Origin of the sequence: Micromonospora sp. NPDC049559 (genome assembly GCF_040676675.1) — a bacterium.
In the GTDB taxonomy this organism is placed as follows: domain Bacteria; phylum Actinomycetota; class Actinomycetes; order Mycobacteriales; family Micromonosporaceae; genus JBFAPK01.
In genome coordinates, this window is record NZ_JBFAPK010000031.1 from 96,436 (window position 1) to 110,893 (window position 14,458).

Genomic DNA, 14,458 nt, shown 5'->3' on the forward strand with positions numbered 1-14,458 from the left:
GCATCAGAGTGGCAGAGGAAAAGGCGGCGAATCTAGACAACTTTGACTCCGGCGTCGGAGTCGAAGAGATCTTCCGAGATGAACTAAGAGAATTATTGCCGAAAAGGTATGCAATCACGACAGGCGTCATAACGGACAGATATGGCCATACGGCCGGACATTGTGATGCCGTCATCTTCAATGAGACGTGGTTTCCTGCCGTCAAAGCACCTGCCGCACGCGACTCTCGGCGCCCGCACCTACCGATCGAAGGCGTGTATGGAGTTGTCGAGGTAAAGCAGTCGCTGAATGCAAAGACTTTAGACGAAGCCATGGAAAAGCTGGTGGTCTGCAATAGGCTCTACCGCCCGCCCACCCCACGGGACCGTGTTACGGAGAATCGAGAAACAGGCTCTTGCACGCATTTTATTTCGAATCCTCTCTTCTCGGCTATTTTCGCGATCGATGTGTCGCCTCGTGCAAGTTTCCAGCAACTTATAGTTCGCTTCTTCGAGATAAATAAGCTACTGAAGCGACGCGAAATGGTGCACGCGCTGGTATCGCTAAATCACGGCTGTGTGATGTGGGGCTTTCAGAACGGTGAAGAGAGCATGACTGCGAGGTTTTCGGACGAAGATCTGGCCTTGCCAATATTTCCAGGTTTTACGCGCGCCCAGCAGGACAACAGCCCGCTCTACCCGTTTGTTCTCAATCTCAACACCCATCTCTATCGAAGCGTGCTAGGTGCGGAGGATATCGTCGCGAATTACGGCGAGCTGGCCGTGAGGAGTGTTACAAGCCGCCCAAAGGGCGAAGCGTGGCAGATTTGGCCCGATAATGAGTTGTCGTCATTCTTCCGGCAACCTTGCAAACACAACAGTGGTACATGCTCTCATCCTCATACTGACTAACGACGTGACAATCCGCCGTCGTCCGCGAACCGCGCTCTGCGGTATGCCGAGCCTAAGATGCTGTCCGGTTCAATATTTCGACCAATCGCTCCAAGAGTATGGCGATGTTTTCCCAATTGAGCTTCAACCATTCATCCGCGCCCTCGGCGGCCCTATGTCTGACATTCTTGCGCAGATCCTTCAATTCGGTTAAAACTTCGGCCGGATTCCGCTCCTCGAACACTCGGTGGTAATCAAAGAGACCGGCGTCGTGCGCAGTGGCCGTCAACTCGGCAAAGCTGAGTCGCTTGGAGCGCTTGTTGACCAGTTCCTCTAGCGTCAGTTCGCAGGCAGTGTGCAACTCTTCCAGGAGCACCTCCGGTGCTATCTCGTCGAAATTCCAAGCAACGATGACGCTGAGCGTAGTTGCCAGCCGGGCATGCAGGCGCGGAGTTTCGGAGCATTCGAATTCATAGGGCGGGTAGTACCAGCGTGTTCGCGCAACCCCACGGAGGGTCATGCAACCCTCCTGATCGACGTCGCGGCCACGCAGCATCAGGTCTACAAAACCGCGACCGAGTCGGATTCTCTGAGGCCTAGAAAAGGACGTGGTCAAGATCCCCTCCGCCACCACAGGCAGGTCTCGCTCTAGACGATAGCCGAGCAAATCCATCCGCCTGCTGTTTCCATCCACAATGACGAGTCGATGACACAACCCCGGTCGCTGGATTCTCCAGGAGATGCCGAGCTGATGCGCTCGGGCTCGCGCTACTCGTTGGCACGCCTCAACAAGGGGTTCTTGGGTTTCGGAGTACTGGAATTCGAAATCAAACCCGGCCACCCATCGATTGTAGATTCCTCAGGCGGCGGTCTATGCCCGGGATGCCACTCCACTTGCCGGCCTGTCACCGACGTTTGGCCTCAGCGTCTCAAGTTCTACTTGACGGCCTGTTCGAGCGTGGCGTCGGTCGTTGCCGACGAGGCCGTGGTGGGGATGCGGCGGATGTACCCCGGGCAGGCCCTGCCTGCCGGCAACGCCGGCCCGAGGGCCCCTTGACCCCGGCCCCTCGGGCCGGGGTCAAGGGGCCCTCGTAGGGCCGTTGCGTAGCGACGCGAAGCGCCCTTCAGGCCCGCATCCTCCGCGCAGCATCCCCCACCCCGGCCGGCGGTGAACCCGCCCTACGGCGCGGCGGTGCCACGGCCGGCTGCCGACCCGCAAAACCTCCACCATTCTCGGCGCTACCGTCTGCGGCGGCCCCGGGCTTCCCGCTCTCCGCGCCAGCCGCCGCGCATGTTGCGTTGCCGGCGTGGAGCGATAGCGGAGCGACGGACGCGCGCCCAGGTGGCGGTGCGAGCGGCCCGTTCAGGGTCGCCTTGAAGGTGTACGGAAAGCCGTCCTCCTATCGCCTTATGGCTAAGAAGAGTTCCCAGGGCGGCGGCGAAGCATAGCCGAGCCGACGGCGGACGAGTGACTTCAGTCTCCCGGGCCGGAAGGCCCGGGGACTGGCCTCGAATTCTTATGGCTGTCCCGCCTCTTTGGTCCAGCCTATGAATCGCACAAAAAGAGTTGTTGGGTCTGGACCGGAGTGGGGGTTGAGGATGTATAGATCCTTGGCTGCCAGGTGGAGTGCCGTGCTCATGTATACCGACAGCCCGGTTCGGTCGTCGCCGTATTGTGCGGCGAGTGATAGGCGCGCGGGCCCACATGGCCAGGGGGTGCCGCAGACTCGGCATAACCAGAGGGGCCGGAGGGGCCCGTGGGGCCTGCCTGTGTAGCGGTCGTGGATGGGTGAGCGGTTCGGTGGTGAAGGCATAGGTTGAGGGTGTCGATGTGACTAGGGCTTGTCAAGTAGCTACTAGCAACTTGACGATCTGGCGAAGTGACTACTCGGCACCTGAATAGCCTGCCGGTATGGGTCGCCACCTGTACGGGCCGCAGGAGCTGCAAGATCGGCTTGGCGTGTCTCGGCAACGGGTGCAGCAGTTGATCCAGCGCCCCGACTTTCCCGAGCCGTACGACCGTTTGGCGATGGGGTCGGTGTGGCGTATCGAGGATGTTGAGGCGTGGATCAGCAAGTACCGGCCGCATCTGAACGCGCCGGACGAGGCGTAGCCGGGCCTACCGCTCTGCGGTGACGTAGCTGTCGATTCCCCGTGCGGCGTCGTCGGGCTCGGTCACCAGCGTGTTGATCGTCAGGTCCGCCTCTGCCGTGATGTGCTTGGTCTCGTCCCAGGCTTTGAGCCGTTCGGCGGTGTCTCCGGTGCCGCGTTCCTTGATCCGGATTTCGGCGGTCTCACGTGGGCACCACAGGAACGCGACGGTCCAGCGTGCCTCGGGGGTTGCCTGGATGACGGCGTTGATGGCCTCGACCTGGCCGAGGTGCAGCACGGGGATTTGTCGGGCGAGTCGGGCGACGAGTTCGGGTCGGTCGACGGCGTACGTGGCCCCGTAGCGGTGGTTCTCCCAGACGATCTCGCCTCGGTCGCGGAGTTCGTTGAGCGCGTCCGGGGTGGTCATCCGGTAGCCGGCCGTGCGGCCTGGTCCGGCCTTGAGGCGGGGGAACAGCTCGTAGCGCCCGTTCAGGGCGTGTAGTCGGCGGGTGATGGTGTCTTTGCCGGCCGCTGGGGGGCCGTAGAGGATGAGGCCGCGGTTCATGCGGCCGTGCTTCCGAGGATCGTGGCGACCAGCTCTTTGGCCTGCTTCTGAAGCGGTACGCCGGAGGCGCAGTTGTCGACCAGGACGTGAGGCACGGCGGGGCGGAACGTCACGTCGACGTTGTTGAGGTAGCTGGGCCAGTCGGCGAGCTTGGCGGCGTCGCGGGCCGCGCCCCGGTGGCGGATGTAGGTGTGCATGGTGTCCGCGTCGCAGTACACCCACACGAACGTGGTGGTGGCGTTCATCGCCGCGTGGCTGGCCTGGATGCGGTCGAGCCATGCCGAGTCGTTGAACTCGCGGATGAACGGGGCGGTGACGATGGCGCTGTTCCCGCACGCGATGTTCTCGTTCGTGGCCGCTGCTAGGGCCTCGTACTCCCGGGGTCGGATCAGGTTGAGGTAGTCGCTGGACTCCCGGTCGTGCGGTGACTTGCCCAGGATCTCTAGGGCAGCCTCGACAACCGGCCGGGTGAGCGTGTCCTTGTCGAGCATCGGCCAGCCGGTCTCTCGGGCGAGGATGCGGCCAAGCTCGGTCTTGCCGCTGCCGGCGTACCCGCCGATGAGGATCACGCGGGGGGTACGCAACCGGATCTCGTTGCCCTGGGCCTGGTGGGGCGCGTGGACGACCCGCTTGGATCTGGACTTGCTGATGATCAGGCCCTCTTCGGCGAGGAGCTTCATGGCCTCGGAGATCGTGAAGACGCTGACGCCCCAGCGTTCGGCCAGCTCGCGTGTTGTGGGGAGTACGTCGCCGTCGCGTAGGACGCCTGCCTCGATGTCGTTGCGCAGGTTGCGGGCTACTTGCTGGTGGAGCGAGTCGGCGCGGGTGAGCCGGGACTGAGGGGATGACATGGGTTTCCTCTCGCAGCGGGGGAGCGGGACTCGCTGAGCTACCAGAGCATACCAGTTGCCTAACAGATGTTAGGTGCGTCTCCGCAGGTAGATCTGCAACTTTGATCCAAGTCTCTCCATAACAGTTGACTCGTCTCCATATCAGTTGTTAGCTTCATGGCCCCGGGTGATCAACCCGGGCGGGTCAAGCCCGTTGACCCGTTCGACGTGTCTTCTGGAGGACGCGAGCCATGCAGGCAACACCTACCCCCGGCCCGATGGACGCAGACCCCACCGCCGAGGACCTGGCTGCGATCGAGCGGGAGTGGCCGCTGATCGAGGCGGAGTTGGCGCTGTTGGACGCCGAGATCATCGCTCTCAACGCTGAGCACGGGCCGTCGCTGCTGGACCGGCGCCGCATCCGCCAGGCCGAACGGGTGGTTATCCGGGAAGCCGCTGCTCTGGCCGAGCTGCTGGCCGAAGCGCCGCGCGTGTGGAAGGCGGTCGCCTGATGACCACGCCGACCAGCGTCTACCCCCGGCCGATCGAAGACCTGATGCCCGCCGCCCGCGCCCTGGCCGACAGGCTCGGCAAGGTTCCGTCCCGGAACCTGCTGATGCGGGAACTCAAGGTGGGTTCGCCCAAGGCAACCGCTGTGCGGGACGCTCTGGCCGCCGCCGAGTTCGCCCCGGCCGCGCCGCCCGCCCCGACCCCGGTGGACGAGTCACCGGCCCCGTCGGTGGACCCGGTGCCGGAGCCTCCGGCAACCGGGACCGAGCCGGAACCGGCACCGGTCGACACCGCCACGGTGCCGGTGGTGTCCGCGCCGGTCGCGGTGGACGGACACCCGGGTACCAACATCACCAGCGACCCGGTTCCGGCCGCGCGCAAGCCCATGCGGTCATGGGTGTTGCTGTTGCTGGCCGCGCCCGCGTTCGTGGCCATCTGGTCCGGGTGGGTCGGACTCGGCGGGCTCACCGGGTTCGGGGTGGTGCACCCGCTCCCAGGTATCTGGGACAGCTTCTCCCTGAACACGGCGATCACGTTGCCGATCGGGGTGGAGGCGTACGCCGCATACGCCCTGCGGGCGTGGCTGTCCGGCTCGGCGGTCCCGCCTCGGGCGCGCAAGTTCGCCCGTACGTCGGGCATCGGCTCACTGCTGCTGGGTGCGCTCGGCCAGGTGGCCTATCACCTCATGGAGGCCGCCGGGGTGACCGCGGCGCCATGGCAGATCACGACTCTCGTGGCCTGCCTGCCGGTGGCCGTGCTCGGCATGGGTGCCGCACTGGCTCACCTGCTGCACAGCGACGAGGACTAGCTCCGCCCGGCGGCGCGGCCCACGGCCTCGCAAACCAGCGCCCCGCCGCCGGCCCTGCCCATCCAAGATCCGGACCTGGGAGAAGACGTCATGGGGTTCTTCAACAGCAAGAAGAAGCGGGACGAGACGGTGCCGCAGACGCCGCAGTGGGAGAAGCCGCCGCCCGGCGGTACGGCTGCTCAACGCCGGTCCGCCGCCCTGCGTCGTGAGCAGGAGCTGATGGCCGCCATCGAGAGGCGCGGTAAGCGGCTCGGCATGAGCACCGGCCGAATCATCGACGTGCAGAGCGCGGCGCGGGATGAAATCCGGCGACGCGGAATGAGCTACGAGCAGATGCCTCCGGGCGACCCGGAGATGGACTTCGACCTGTACGGAATTTGATCTCGCCCGGCGGCGCGGCCCACGGCCTCGCAAACCAGCGCCGCGCCGCCGGCCCTGCCATCCCGAGAACGCATCCCTTGATGGAGGAACCCTCATCATGGCAACGAACCCTGATGATCGCTTCGACTGGCAGGCTGCCGAAGCCGAGCTGTTCGCCGATGGTGCGGAGGTGGTCGAACTGGCCGCGCGGCGGCGGAAGCCTGCCGATGGCGTGAAGTCGTTCGCGGTGGACCTGGACGACGAGGCGGACGACCAGGAGGGGGACGGCCCGGTGCCGGTCGACCCGCCCCGGGTGGCCGAGCCGTCGGCGTTCGCGTCGGTGATGGCGGGCAAGACCGCGACTCGCCGGCCGATCGTTCCCGCTTGGCTGCGGTCGCGTGCCGAGCTGCGAACCGCCGGCCGGTGGGTGCTGTCGCACTACTCGCACGTGAGCCTCTACCACCTGACCCGGTCGCCCAAGTACGCCGGCCGGCTGGCGTGGCGGGCACCGTTCGGCGTGGCGCGGCTGCTGGCGCACACCGTCCGGTGGGTGTCGGACGCGGAGGGCATCCCCGTGCGCCTGGCCGCAGTCCGCCGTGAGGACGCCGAGCTGTACCTCAAGCTGTCCCGGCAGCGGGACGCGCGGGTGCGCTGGCGCGGCATTGTGGTCACGGCCGTTCTGCTGCTCGGCCTGCCCACCGTGGCGGTGCTGCTGGCCTTGGCTGGTTCGTGGCAGCGGTGGGCTATCCTCGCCGGCGCCGTGGTCCTGTTCGGGCTGGCCGGGACTCCGGCGGACAAGCCGCTGTTGGACGTGGCCGCGGTGACCCCTCGCGCCCGGAAGCTCTCGGCCGATGTGGTGACGCGGGCGTTCCTGGCCGCCTCTTTGTGCAAGCCGGACGACCTGATCAGCTTCCCGATGCCGATCATGCGCGACGGTCCCGGTTGGCGTGCGGTGGTTGACCTGCCGTTCGGGGTGACGGCGGACAAGGCCATCAAGAAGCGGACCGAGTTGGCCGCCGGTTTGGACCTGGACGAGGTGCAGGTGTGGCCGGAGCGGGTTCGCGGTAGCGCGGGTTCGGCCCGTCGGTTGTCGTTGTGGGTGGCCGATGAGGACCCGTACGCCAAGCCGTCCGGCCTGTGGCCGCTGATCGACAAGGGGACCGTGGACATCTTCGCGGCGTTCCCGTTCGGCCAGGACCAGCGCGGCCGGCCGGTGCCGCTGCTGCTGATGTTCACGTCCCTGCTGGTGGGCGCCATCCCAAGGATGGGGAAGACGTTCGCCGCGCGGTTGCCGGTGCTGGCCGCCGCCCTGGATCCGATCGTGGAGCTGCACGTGTACGACGGCAAGGGCGGGCAGGACTGGCGGGCGTTCGAGCGCATCGCCCACCGCGCCGGCTACGGCGTACGGGACGACACCGTGGAAGCGCTGGTGGAGGATCTGCGGGCGCTGGTGGTGGACATGAACCGCCGGTACGACACGATCGCCACGCTGCCGCCGGACCTGTGCCCGGAATCCAAGGTCACCCGGCAGATCGCGGAGAAGCGGTCGCTGAAGCTGTGGCCGGTGCTGGTGGCGATCGACGAGTTCCAGCGCTACTCGGGCCACCAGGTGCACGGGGACGAGATCGTCTCTTTGTTGACGGAGCTGTGCAAGGTCGGCCCGTCGGTCGGGATCATGATCCTGCTGGCCACGCAGAAGCCGGACGGCAAGGCCGTGCCGACCGACCTGCGCGACAACATCGGTACCCGCTTCGCGCTCAAGACGATGACGTGGCAGTCGTCGGAGGCGGTGTTGGGGGCGGGTTCGTACCCGGCCGGCTACGACTCGTCCCGCTTCCAGCGCGCCCACAAGGGGGTGGGCATCCTGCTCGGCGCCGACGACTCCGGCGCCGTGGAAGAGGCCGTAACGGTGCGAACCAACCTGGCCAAAACCGAACACGTGGAGAAGATCGTCACCCGCGCCCTGGCACTCCGTCAGGCCGCCGGCACCCTCACGGGCCACGCCGTCGGCCAGGCACCCGAGGTGCCTGCCGGCACGGCGGACACGCTGTTGGACGACATCCTCACCGTCGTACCGCCGACGGAGGCAAAGGTGTGGTCAGAGACCGTCGTGGCGAGGCTTGCCGACCTCCGGCCCGACGTCTACGCCGGGTGGGAACCCGCGCAACTCGCCGCCGCGCTCAAGCCGCACCACGTCCCGGTCGGCCGACAGGTCTGGGGCACCGACCCGACCACCGGCAAGGGCGCCAACCGCAAGGGCATCCACCGCGACGACATCACCACCGCCGTAACCGAACGTGACCGACGGCGGCGGGCCGGATAGCCCTCAGCGGGCCGCTAGGTCTAGCCCCCTCACCCGCTAGACCTAGCGGCACCGCTAGCCCTCCATCTTTACCCCTGCCAGGACGCTAGCGACCTAGCGGCCTTGGCCCTTCACGCCCAAAAACCGGCCCCTGGAGGCTGTTGTGCACTCCCTCGCCCTGCTCGCTAGCCTGCTTTGCCCCACCCTCACCCTGCTCACGATCGGTTACGCCGCTGTCTGCGCCGGATCGCCATTCGGACCCTGCCGCACCTGCCACGGCGCCGGCCGGCACCGCTCCCGGCTCGGCCGGATCGTCCGCGACTGCCACCGCTGCGACGGCACCGGCCGACGCATCCGCTACGGCCGCCACCTCTGGAACGAGATCCGCGCCGAGTACCGCAACGGCACCCGATGAGCCGCAACCACACGCCGTGGTGCGCGCGGGATCACCGCTGCAACCTCGCCGAACACCGCTCGCCGGAAATCGTGGTCGACCTGCCCGGCTACGGCCGCGCCGTCCTCGTCCGCGTCCGCACCGACGACGGCCGCGAACAGGCCGAGATCCGCGCCCGCGTCGCCCTGGTCGAGACCGAGCCCGTCGCCCGCCGGCAACTCGCCTGCCTGCTCGGTGACCTCCGCCAGCTCGTCACCCGCGCCGCCGTCAACGGTCGCCCCCGGCCGCGCCGCACCCCCTGACCCGCCTCCTCATCTCTGGAAAGGAGGTCACCTCGTGACCCGAGCACCCGCGCACGACCTGAACGCCGAACAGGCCGTCATCGGCGCCGTGCTGATCGCCCCGCCCGTCATGACCGAGCTGGCCGCCCTGCTCACCCCCACCGACTTCTACCGGCCCGCCCACGCCGTTCTGTGGGAGGCGCTGAGCCTGATCCACGCCGACGGCACCCCCACCGACCCGATCGCCCTGGCCGCCTACCTCGCCGAAACCGGCGACCTGGCCAAGGTCGGTGGCGCACCGTACCTGCACACCCTCATGCAAGCCGTACCCACGGCCGCGAACGCCGGACACTACGCCCGAATCGTTGCCGACCACGCCCGCCGCCGCCAGGTCGTCAACCTCGGCGAGCACCTGACGCAGATGGCCACCTCCGGCGCCGACGTGGCCGATGTCGTGGCCGCCGGCCGCGCCCTGCTCGACCAGGCCGACACCGGAGCATGGACGCCACTCATCCCGCTCGGCGACCGGCGGCACCTACCCGAGTTCCCCGCCTACGTCCTGCCAACGTGGGTCGCGGACATGGTCTACGGCGTCGCCGAGTTCACCCAAACCCCGGTCGACCTGCCCGGCTGTGTCGCCCTGGCCGCCCTGTCCACCGCCGCCGGAGGCCGCGCCGAAATCGAGGTACGCGGCTCGTGGCGCGAACCCACCAACCTGTTCACCGTCGTCGCCCTACCGCCCGGGTCGCGCAAGTCGGCGGTGTTCGCCGCGATGACCGGGCCGCTACTGGCCGCCGAAAAGGCGCTGGTCGAGCGCACTCGACCGGCGATTGTGGAAGCCGAGCTGGCCGCCCGCGTCGCCGGAAAGGCCGCCGAGAAAGCCGCGGTTGCCGCCGCCAACGCGGACGCCTCCGCACGCGACACCCTCTTGGCGGAGGCGACCGCTGCCGCGATGAACGTCGACGCGGTGACCGTGCCGGTCCTGCCGCAACTCGTCGCCGACGACGTCACCAGCGAAGAAGCCGCATCCCTGCTCGCCGAACAGGGTGGGCGCCTGGCGGTGCTGTCGCCGGAGGGCGGCATCTTCGCCACCATCGCGGGCCGCTACTCCGGGACTCCGAATCTGGAGGTCTTTCTCAAGGGGCACGCGGGGGACATGCTGCGCGTCAACCGGCGTAGCCGCGACCCGGAGCACGTCGAGCACCCTGCCCTGACGCTCGGCCTGGCCGTGCAACCCGACGTGCTCCGCGACATCGCCGGCATGCCCGGCTTCCGGGGCAAGGGCCTGCTTGCCCGCATCCTGTTCTCCCTGCCGGAGAACACCGTCGGACGGCGGAAGATCGGCGCCGACCCGGTACCCGAACCGGTCGCGGCCACGTACGCGGGCAATCTCGGTGCCCTGGTGATGACGCTCGCCGAATGGACCGACCCGGCCGTACTGCCGCTCACCCCCGAGGCTAACGAGCGCGTGTTGGACATCGAACGGGCCGTAGAGCCGAGGCTCGGCCCCGGCGGCGCATGGGCGCACATCGTGGACTGGGGCAGCAAATACACCGGCGCTGTCGTCCGCCTCGCCGGACTGATCCACCTGGCCGAACACCTCCGCGACGGATGGGGCAAGCCGATCGAGGCCGAGACGATCGAGCGGGCCGCGCTCCTGGGCGACTACTTCGCCGCTCACGCCCTGGCCGCCTTCGACGACATGGGCGCCGACACCAGCACCCGCAACGCTCGGCACGTCCTCGCCTGGATCGAACGCACCGGCTCTACCGCCTTCACCAAGCGGGAACTGTTCCGCGCCGTCAAGAACGCGCAGATGCCCACCGTGGCCGACCTGGACCCGGTGCTGTCCGTCCTCGAAACCCACGGCTACCTCCGCCAGCTCGACCCGCCCCCGCGCACCCGGACCGGCGGCCGCCCACCCTCGCCCTCGTACCTCGTCCACCCTGACCTCCACCAGCAACCCGCCGCCACGGTTCACGCCATCGGCACCGACAACCGGCGGACCGCATGAAGGCCACGCCAGAACCGACAGAACTGACACAACCCCACCCCGGACGAGGTTCTGTCAATTCTGGCAGTTCTGTCACGGCCACCCGAGGTGGCGAGGACCCGCCGGCCGATGGCCGGTCCGAGAACGCTCTACAGCCGGCTCAGGCCCCTCGAAACGGCCGCGATCGAATCGACCCCCACACCGACAGCCGAACCCCTAGCCAAGACGGAAAGGCCCGCACGGTGCGACTCAAGGCTCTCTACCGCATCCCGGAAGCCATGGATCTGCTCAGCATGAGCCGGACGGTCATCTACGAACAGATGCGCGCTGGCCGACTCCGCTCGGTTAAGCAGGGCCGGACTCGACTCATCCCCGCGAACGCCATCACCGATTACGTGGCTCTGCTGGAGCGCGAGAACAACCAAGGAGTGGCTGCCTGATGAGCAAGCGTCGGAGCCGTGGTGACGGCGGTCTGCACTGGGACGAGGCACGACAGCGCTGGATTGCCTCGGTGACGGTCGGCTACACCCCGGCCGGCAAGCGAATCGTCCGCCGGGGGAGTGGCAAGACCAAGACCGAGGCCAAGAGCAAGCTGAAGGAAGTGCTCCGCGATCACGAGGACGGACTGACGATCGCGCCGCAGGGCTTTACCGTTGCCGACGCGGTGAACGACTGGCTCAGTTACGGGCTCAGCGGAGTAGCCAAAGGCACGATCGAGAAGTGCGGCTATCTGAGCCGGGGACACATCATCCCGGACCTTGGCGCCCGGAAGCTGCGGGAGCTTAGCGCGGAAGACGTGGACCGATGGTTGGCTGAGAAGGCCAAGACCCTGAGCACGCGGACGCTCCGGGAGGTGTACGCCTGCCTGAACCGGTCGATCAACCGTGCGATGGCGCGCGACAAGGTCAAGCGGAACGTGGTCGCGCTTTGTTCTATCCCCAAGGGCCAGGAGGGCCGTCCGTCGAAGTCGCTCACCCTGGAGCAGGCAAAGGCCCTGTTGAACGCGGCCGAAACCACGCGGCTCTATGCGTACGTGGTGGTCTCGCTGTTGACCGGCGCTCGGACCGAGGAGCTACGGGCGCTGACGTGGGAACACGTCGATCTTGAGGGCCGACCGGACGACGATCCGCCGGTACCGCCCTCGATCCAGGTGTGGCACTCCGTGCGGGCCGGTGGCGACACCAAGACGAGGAAGTCTCGGCGAACGCTGGCCCTGCCGCTCCGGTGCGTCACCGCGCTCCGGCGGCACCGGCAAATGCAGGACCGCGACCGGAAGCGGGCCGGCGCCGACTGGCAACCGACCGGGATCGTCTTCGCGTCCTCGGTCGGTACCGAGCTGGATGCCGCCAACGTCCGCCGGGCGTTCCGGCGGGTCGCCAAGCTGGCCGGGCTCGACCCGCGCGACTGGACGCCCCGGGAGCTACGGCACAGCTTCGTATCGGTGCTGTCCAGCAGCGGCGTGAGCCTGGAAGACATCGCCGATCTGTGCGGCCACTCCGGCACGACGGTCACGGAGAAGGTCTACCGGCATCAGCTTCGTCCGGTGCTGCTGAGCGGAGCCGTCGCCATGGATCGGATCTTCGCCCTGGCCTCGGAGGCTTAGTCACTCAATTAGTCACTCGGAAAGCACTGAGGGGCACATCCATCGATTGGATGTGCCCCTCTACCTGGTCGGGGTGGCCGGATTCGAACCGACGACCTCTTCGTCCCGAACGAAGCGCGCTACCAAGCTGCGCCACACCCCGAGGCGTGCCGACAAATAGTAGCCCACCGTCCCCGGCGGTCAAATTCGGTATCCGGCGGCGCGTCGGCCGAGTGACGCGGCCCACTCGACCGGCCGATCCGACCGGCCGGAAGAGTGCGTCAGGGCGAGACGAGGATCAACGCGGGATGAGGGTCAGCAGGGACGCCTCGGGCGGGCAGGCGAAGCGTACGGGGGCGGTGGGGTGCGTACCGAGGCCGGCCGAGACGTGCAGCCACGCGTTCGAACCCGGCCAGCGGTGCAGGCCCTTCGCCATCGACCGGGGCAGCCCGCAGTTCGTGGTGAGCGCCCCGACCATCGGTACGCAGACCTGACCGCCGTGGGTGTGGCCGGCGAGCAGCAGGTCGAAGCCGTCGGCGGCCATCTCGTCCAGCACCCGGGGTTCGGGCGAGTGGGTGAGCGCGACCGAGACGGCCGCGTCGTCCGAGACCGCCCCGGCGATCGAGGCGTAGTCGTCCCGGCCGATGTGCGGGTCGTCCACGCCGGCCATCTCGATCAGCCGGCCGCCCGCCTTCAGCGAGGTGCGGACGTTGTTGAGGTCGGCCCAGCCGGCGCCGGTGAGCACGTCGCGGAGATCCTCGTACGGAAGGTCGACGCCCTGGACGTACTCCCGTTCCGGCAGCAGGTAGCTGAACGGGTTCTTCCAGACCGGTCCCCGGTAGTCGTTCGAGCCGAAGACGAAGGCGCCCGGGTAGTCGAGCAGCGGCTGCAACGCCCGCAGCGCCCCGGGGACGGCCTCGGGGTGGGCCAGGTTGTCCCCGGTGACCACGACCAGGTCGGGGTCGGTGGCGGCCAGCGACGCCACCCAGCGCTGCTTGCGGCGCTGGTCCGGCGTCATGTGCAGGTCCGACAGGTGCAGGATGCGGAGCGGTTCGGCGTCGGCCGGCAGCACCGGCACGTCGTACCGCCGCAGGGTGAAACGGTTGCGTTCGATGAGTGACCCGTACGCGAGGGCGGCCCCGCCCACCGCGACGGTCCCGGCGGCCAGCCGCAATACTGTGCGCTTTCGCATGGTTTCCAGGGTAGTTTCACCAACCATGAGCACCCTGAAGGACCTCCTGACCGCTGACATGCGTACCGCGCTGAAGGCGCGCGACGAGCTGACCACGTCCACGCTGCGGATGGCCCTGGCCGCCATCGGCAACGCCGAGGTCGCCGGCAAGGTCAAGCGGGAACTCTCCGACGACGAGGTGCTGTCGGTACTGACCAAGGAGGCGAAGAAGCGCCGGGAGGCGGCGACCGCCTTCGCCGACGCGGGCCGCGCCGAGCAGGCGGACCGGGAGCGCGCCGAGGGTGACGTGCTGGACCGGTACCTGCCCAAGCAGCTCGACGACGCGGAGCTGGCCGAGCTGGTCTCGGGCGCGCTCGCCGCGGGCGGCTTCACCGAGCGCGGGCAGATGGGCCCGGCCATGAAGGCGGCCCAGGCCGCGGTGGCCGGCCGGGCCGAGGGCGGTCGGGTCGCCGCCGAGGTACGCCGCCAGCTCGGCTGATCGGCCGGTGGTCCGGCCGTACGGCCGACGGGCCGTGACGCGAGACGGGCCGTGACGCGAGACGGGCCGTGACGCGAGACGGGGGGGGCCCCCCCCGGGGGCCCCCCCCGCGGCGGCGCCGCGACCGGTGAGCCCGGCGGGGCACCCCGCCCGGCCGCGCCCCCCCGGCGGCCCGCGGGTGCGCCGGTGGTTGTATCGCCGGT

Annotated in this window: 16 protein-coding genes and 1 tRNA gene; 12 read left to right on the forward strand and 5 right to left on the reverse strand. The window is 68.1% G+C overall.

What is annotated here, in order from left to right:
• The first annotated feature begins 8 nt into the window (after nucleotides 1–8).
• Nucleotides 9–890 carry a DUF6602 domain-containing protein gene (locus tag AB0J86_RS28125; protein WP_363860625.1) on the forward strand — a complete coding sequence of 294 codons (882 nt, stop codon included), beginning with the start codon at nucleotides 9–11 and terminating at the stop codon, nucleotides 888–890.
• A 52-nt stretch (nucleotides 891–942) separates the two neighbouring features.
• Here AB0J86_RS28125 and AB0J86_RS28130 read toward each other — a convergent pair whose 3' ends face one another.
• A complete protein-coding gene (locus tag AB0J86_RS28130) occupies nucleotides 943–1,710 on the reverse strand; it encodes a hypothetical protein (protein WP_363860626.1) in 768 nt (255 codons plus the stop codon).
• A 1,071-nt stretch (nucleotides 1,711–2,781) separates the two neighbouring features.
• Between AB0J86_RS28130 and AB0J86_RS28135 the strand changes: the two genes are divergently transcribed.
• Entirely contained in the window at nucleotides 2,782–2,982 is a 201-nt protein-coding gene (locus AB0J86_RS28135) for a DNA-binding protein (RefSeq protein WP_363860627.1), read from the forward strand.
• Nucleotides 2,983–2,988: 6 nt separating this feature from the next.
• Here the strand turns inward: AB0J86_RS28135 and AB0J86_RS28140 are convergent, their stop codons facing one another.
• Both AB0J86_RS28140 and AB0J86_RS28145 read right to left on the reverse strand, forming a co-directional pair.
• Nucleotides 2,989–3,525, reverse strand: coding sequence for a kinase (locus AB0J86_RS28140; RefSeq protein ID WP_363860628.1), 537 nt, complete (start codon nucleotides 3,523–3,525; stop codon nucleotides 2,989–2,991).
• Nucleotides 3,522–4,376 carry a GntR family transcriptional regulator gene (locus AB0J86_RS28145; RefSeq protein ID WP_363860629.1) on the reverse strand — a complete coding sequence of 285 codons (855 nt, stop codon included), beginning with the start codon at nucleotides 4,374–4,376 and terminating at the stop codon, nucleotides 3,522–3,524. The genes AB0J86_RS28140 and AB0J86_RS28145 overlap by 4 nt, the downstream gene beginning before the upstream one ends.
• Before the next feature lie 230 nt (nucleotides 4,377–4,606).
• Between AB0J86_RS28145 and AB0J86_RS28150 the strand changes: the two genes are divergently transcribed.
• The 9 genes from AB0J86_RS28150 (at nucleotide 4,607) to AB0J86_RS28190 (ending at nucleotide 12,606) form a co-directional block, all read left to right on the forward strand.
• Nucleotides 4,607–4,867 carry a DUF6284 family protein gene (locus tag AB0J86_RS28150; RefSeq protein ID WP_363860630.1) on the forward strand — a complete coding sequence of 87 codons (261 nt, stop codon included), beginning with the start codon at nucleotides 4,607–4,609 and terminating at the stop codon, nucleotides 4,865–4,867.
• Nucleotides 4,867–5,673 carry an ABC transporter permease gene (locus tag AB0J86_RS28155; RefSeq protein WP_363860631.1) on the forward strand — a complete coding sequence of 269 codons (807 nt, stop codon included), beginning with the start codon at nucleotides 4,867–4,869 and terminating at the stop codon, nucleotides 5,671–5,673. Before AB0J86_RS28150 ends, AB0J86_RS28155 begins: the two co-directional genes overlap by 1 nt.
• Before the next feature lie 90 nt (nucleotides 5,674–5,763).
• The gene (locus AB0J86_RS28160; RefSeq protein ID WP_363860632.1) at nucleotides 5,764–6,054 is read left to right on the forward strand and encodes a hypothetical protein; all 291 of its coding nucleotides are present in this window, start codon (nucleotides 5,764–5,766) and stop codon (nucleotides 6,052–6,054) included.
• Between the two features lie 97 nt (nucleotides 6,055–6,151).
• On the forward strand, nucleotides 6,152–8,356 hold the full coding sequence (locus tag AB0J86_RS28165; RefSeq protein WP_363860633.1) for a cell division protein FtsK: 2,205 nt from the start codon (nucleotides 6,152–6,154) through the stop codon (nucleotides 8,354–8,356).
• Nucleotides 8,357–8,498: 142 nt separating this feature from the next.
• Nucleotides 8,499–8,750, forward strand: coding sequence for a hypothetical protein (locus AB0J86_RS28170; RefSeq protein ID WP_363860634.1), 252 nt, complete (start codon nucleotides 8,499–8,501; stop codon nucleotides 8,748–8,750).
• Nucleotides 8,747–9,031 carry a hypothetical protein gene (locus AB0J86_RS28175; RefSeq protein ID WP_363860635.1) on the forward strand — a complete coding sequence of 95 codons (285 nt, stop codon included), beginning with the start codon at nucleotides 8,747–8,749 and terminating at the stop codon, nucleotides 9,029–9,031. Before AB0J86_RS28170 ends, AB0J86_RS28175 begins: the two co-directional genes overlap by 4 nt.
• 34 nt (nucleotides 9,032–9,065) lie before the next feature.
• The gene (locus AB0J86_RS28180; RefSeq protein WP_363860636.1) at nucleotides 9,066–11,024 is read left to right on the forward strand and encodes a DUF3987 domain-containing protein; all 1,959 of its coding nucleotides are present in this window, start codon (nucleotides 9,066–9,068) and stop codon (nucleotides 11,022–11,024) included.
• A gap of 221 nt (nucleotides 11,025–11,245) precedes the next feature.
• A complete protein-coding gene (locus tag AB0J86_RS28185) occupies nucleotides 11,246–11,443 on the forward strand; it encodes a helix-turn-helix domain-containing protein (protein ID WP_363860637.1) in 198 nt (65 codons plus the stop codon).
• On the forward strand, nucleotides 11,443–12,606 hold the full coding sequence (locus AB0J86_RS28190; RefSeq protein WP_363860638.1) for a tyrosine-type recombinase/integrase: 1,164 nt from the start codon (nucleotides 11,443–11,445) through the stop codon (nucleotides 12,604–12,606). The genes AB0J86_RS28185 and AB0J86_RS28190 overlap by 1 nt, the downstream gene beginning before the upstream one ends.
• A gap of 65 nt (nucleotides 12,607–12,671) precedes the next feature.
• Here the strand turns inward: AB0J86_RS28190 and AB0J86_RS28195 are convergent.
• Together AB0J86_RS28195 and AB0J86_RS28200 are read right to left on the reverse strand one after the other, a co-directional pair.
• Nucleotides 12,672–12,748 (reverse strand) — tRNA-Pro (locus AB0J86_RS28195).
• A gap of 135 nt (nucleotides 12,749–12,883) precedes the next feature.
• The gene (locus tag AB0J86_RS28200; RefSeq protein ID WP_363860639.1) at nucleotides 12,884–13,777 is read right to left on the reverse strand and encodes a metallophosphoesterase; all 894 of its coding nucleotides are present in this window, start codon (nucleotides 13,775–13,777) and stop codon (nucleotides 12,884–12,886) included.
• A 25-nt stretch (nucleotides 13,778–13,802) separates the two neighbouring features.
• Here AB0J86_RS28200 and AB0J86_RS28205 point away from each other — a divergent pair, with 25 nt between their 5' ends.
• Nucleotides 13,803–14,255 (forward strand): GatB/YqeY domain-containing protein, encoded by a 453-nt coding sequence (locus AB0J86_RS28205; protein ID WP_363860640.1) that lies wholly within the window; start codon nucleotides 13,803–13,805, stop codon nucleotides 14,253–14,255.
• The last annotated feature ends 203 nt before the right edge of the window (nucleotides 14,256–14,458 follow it).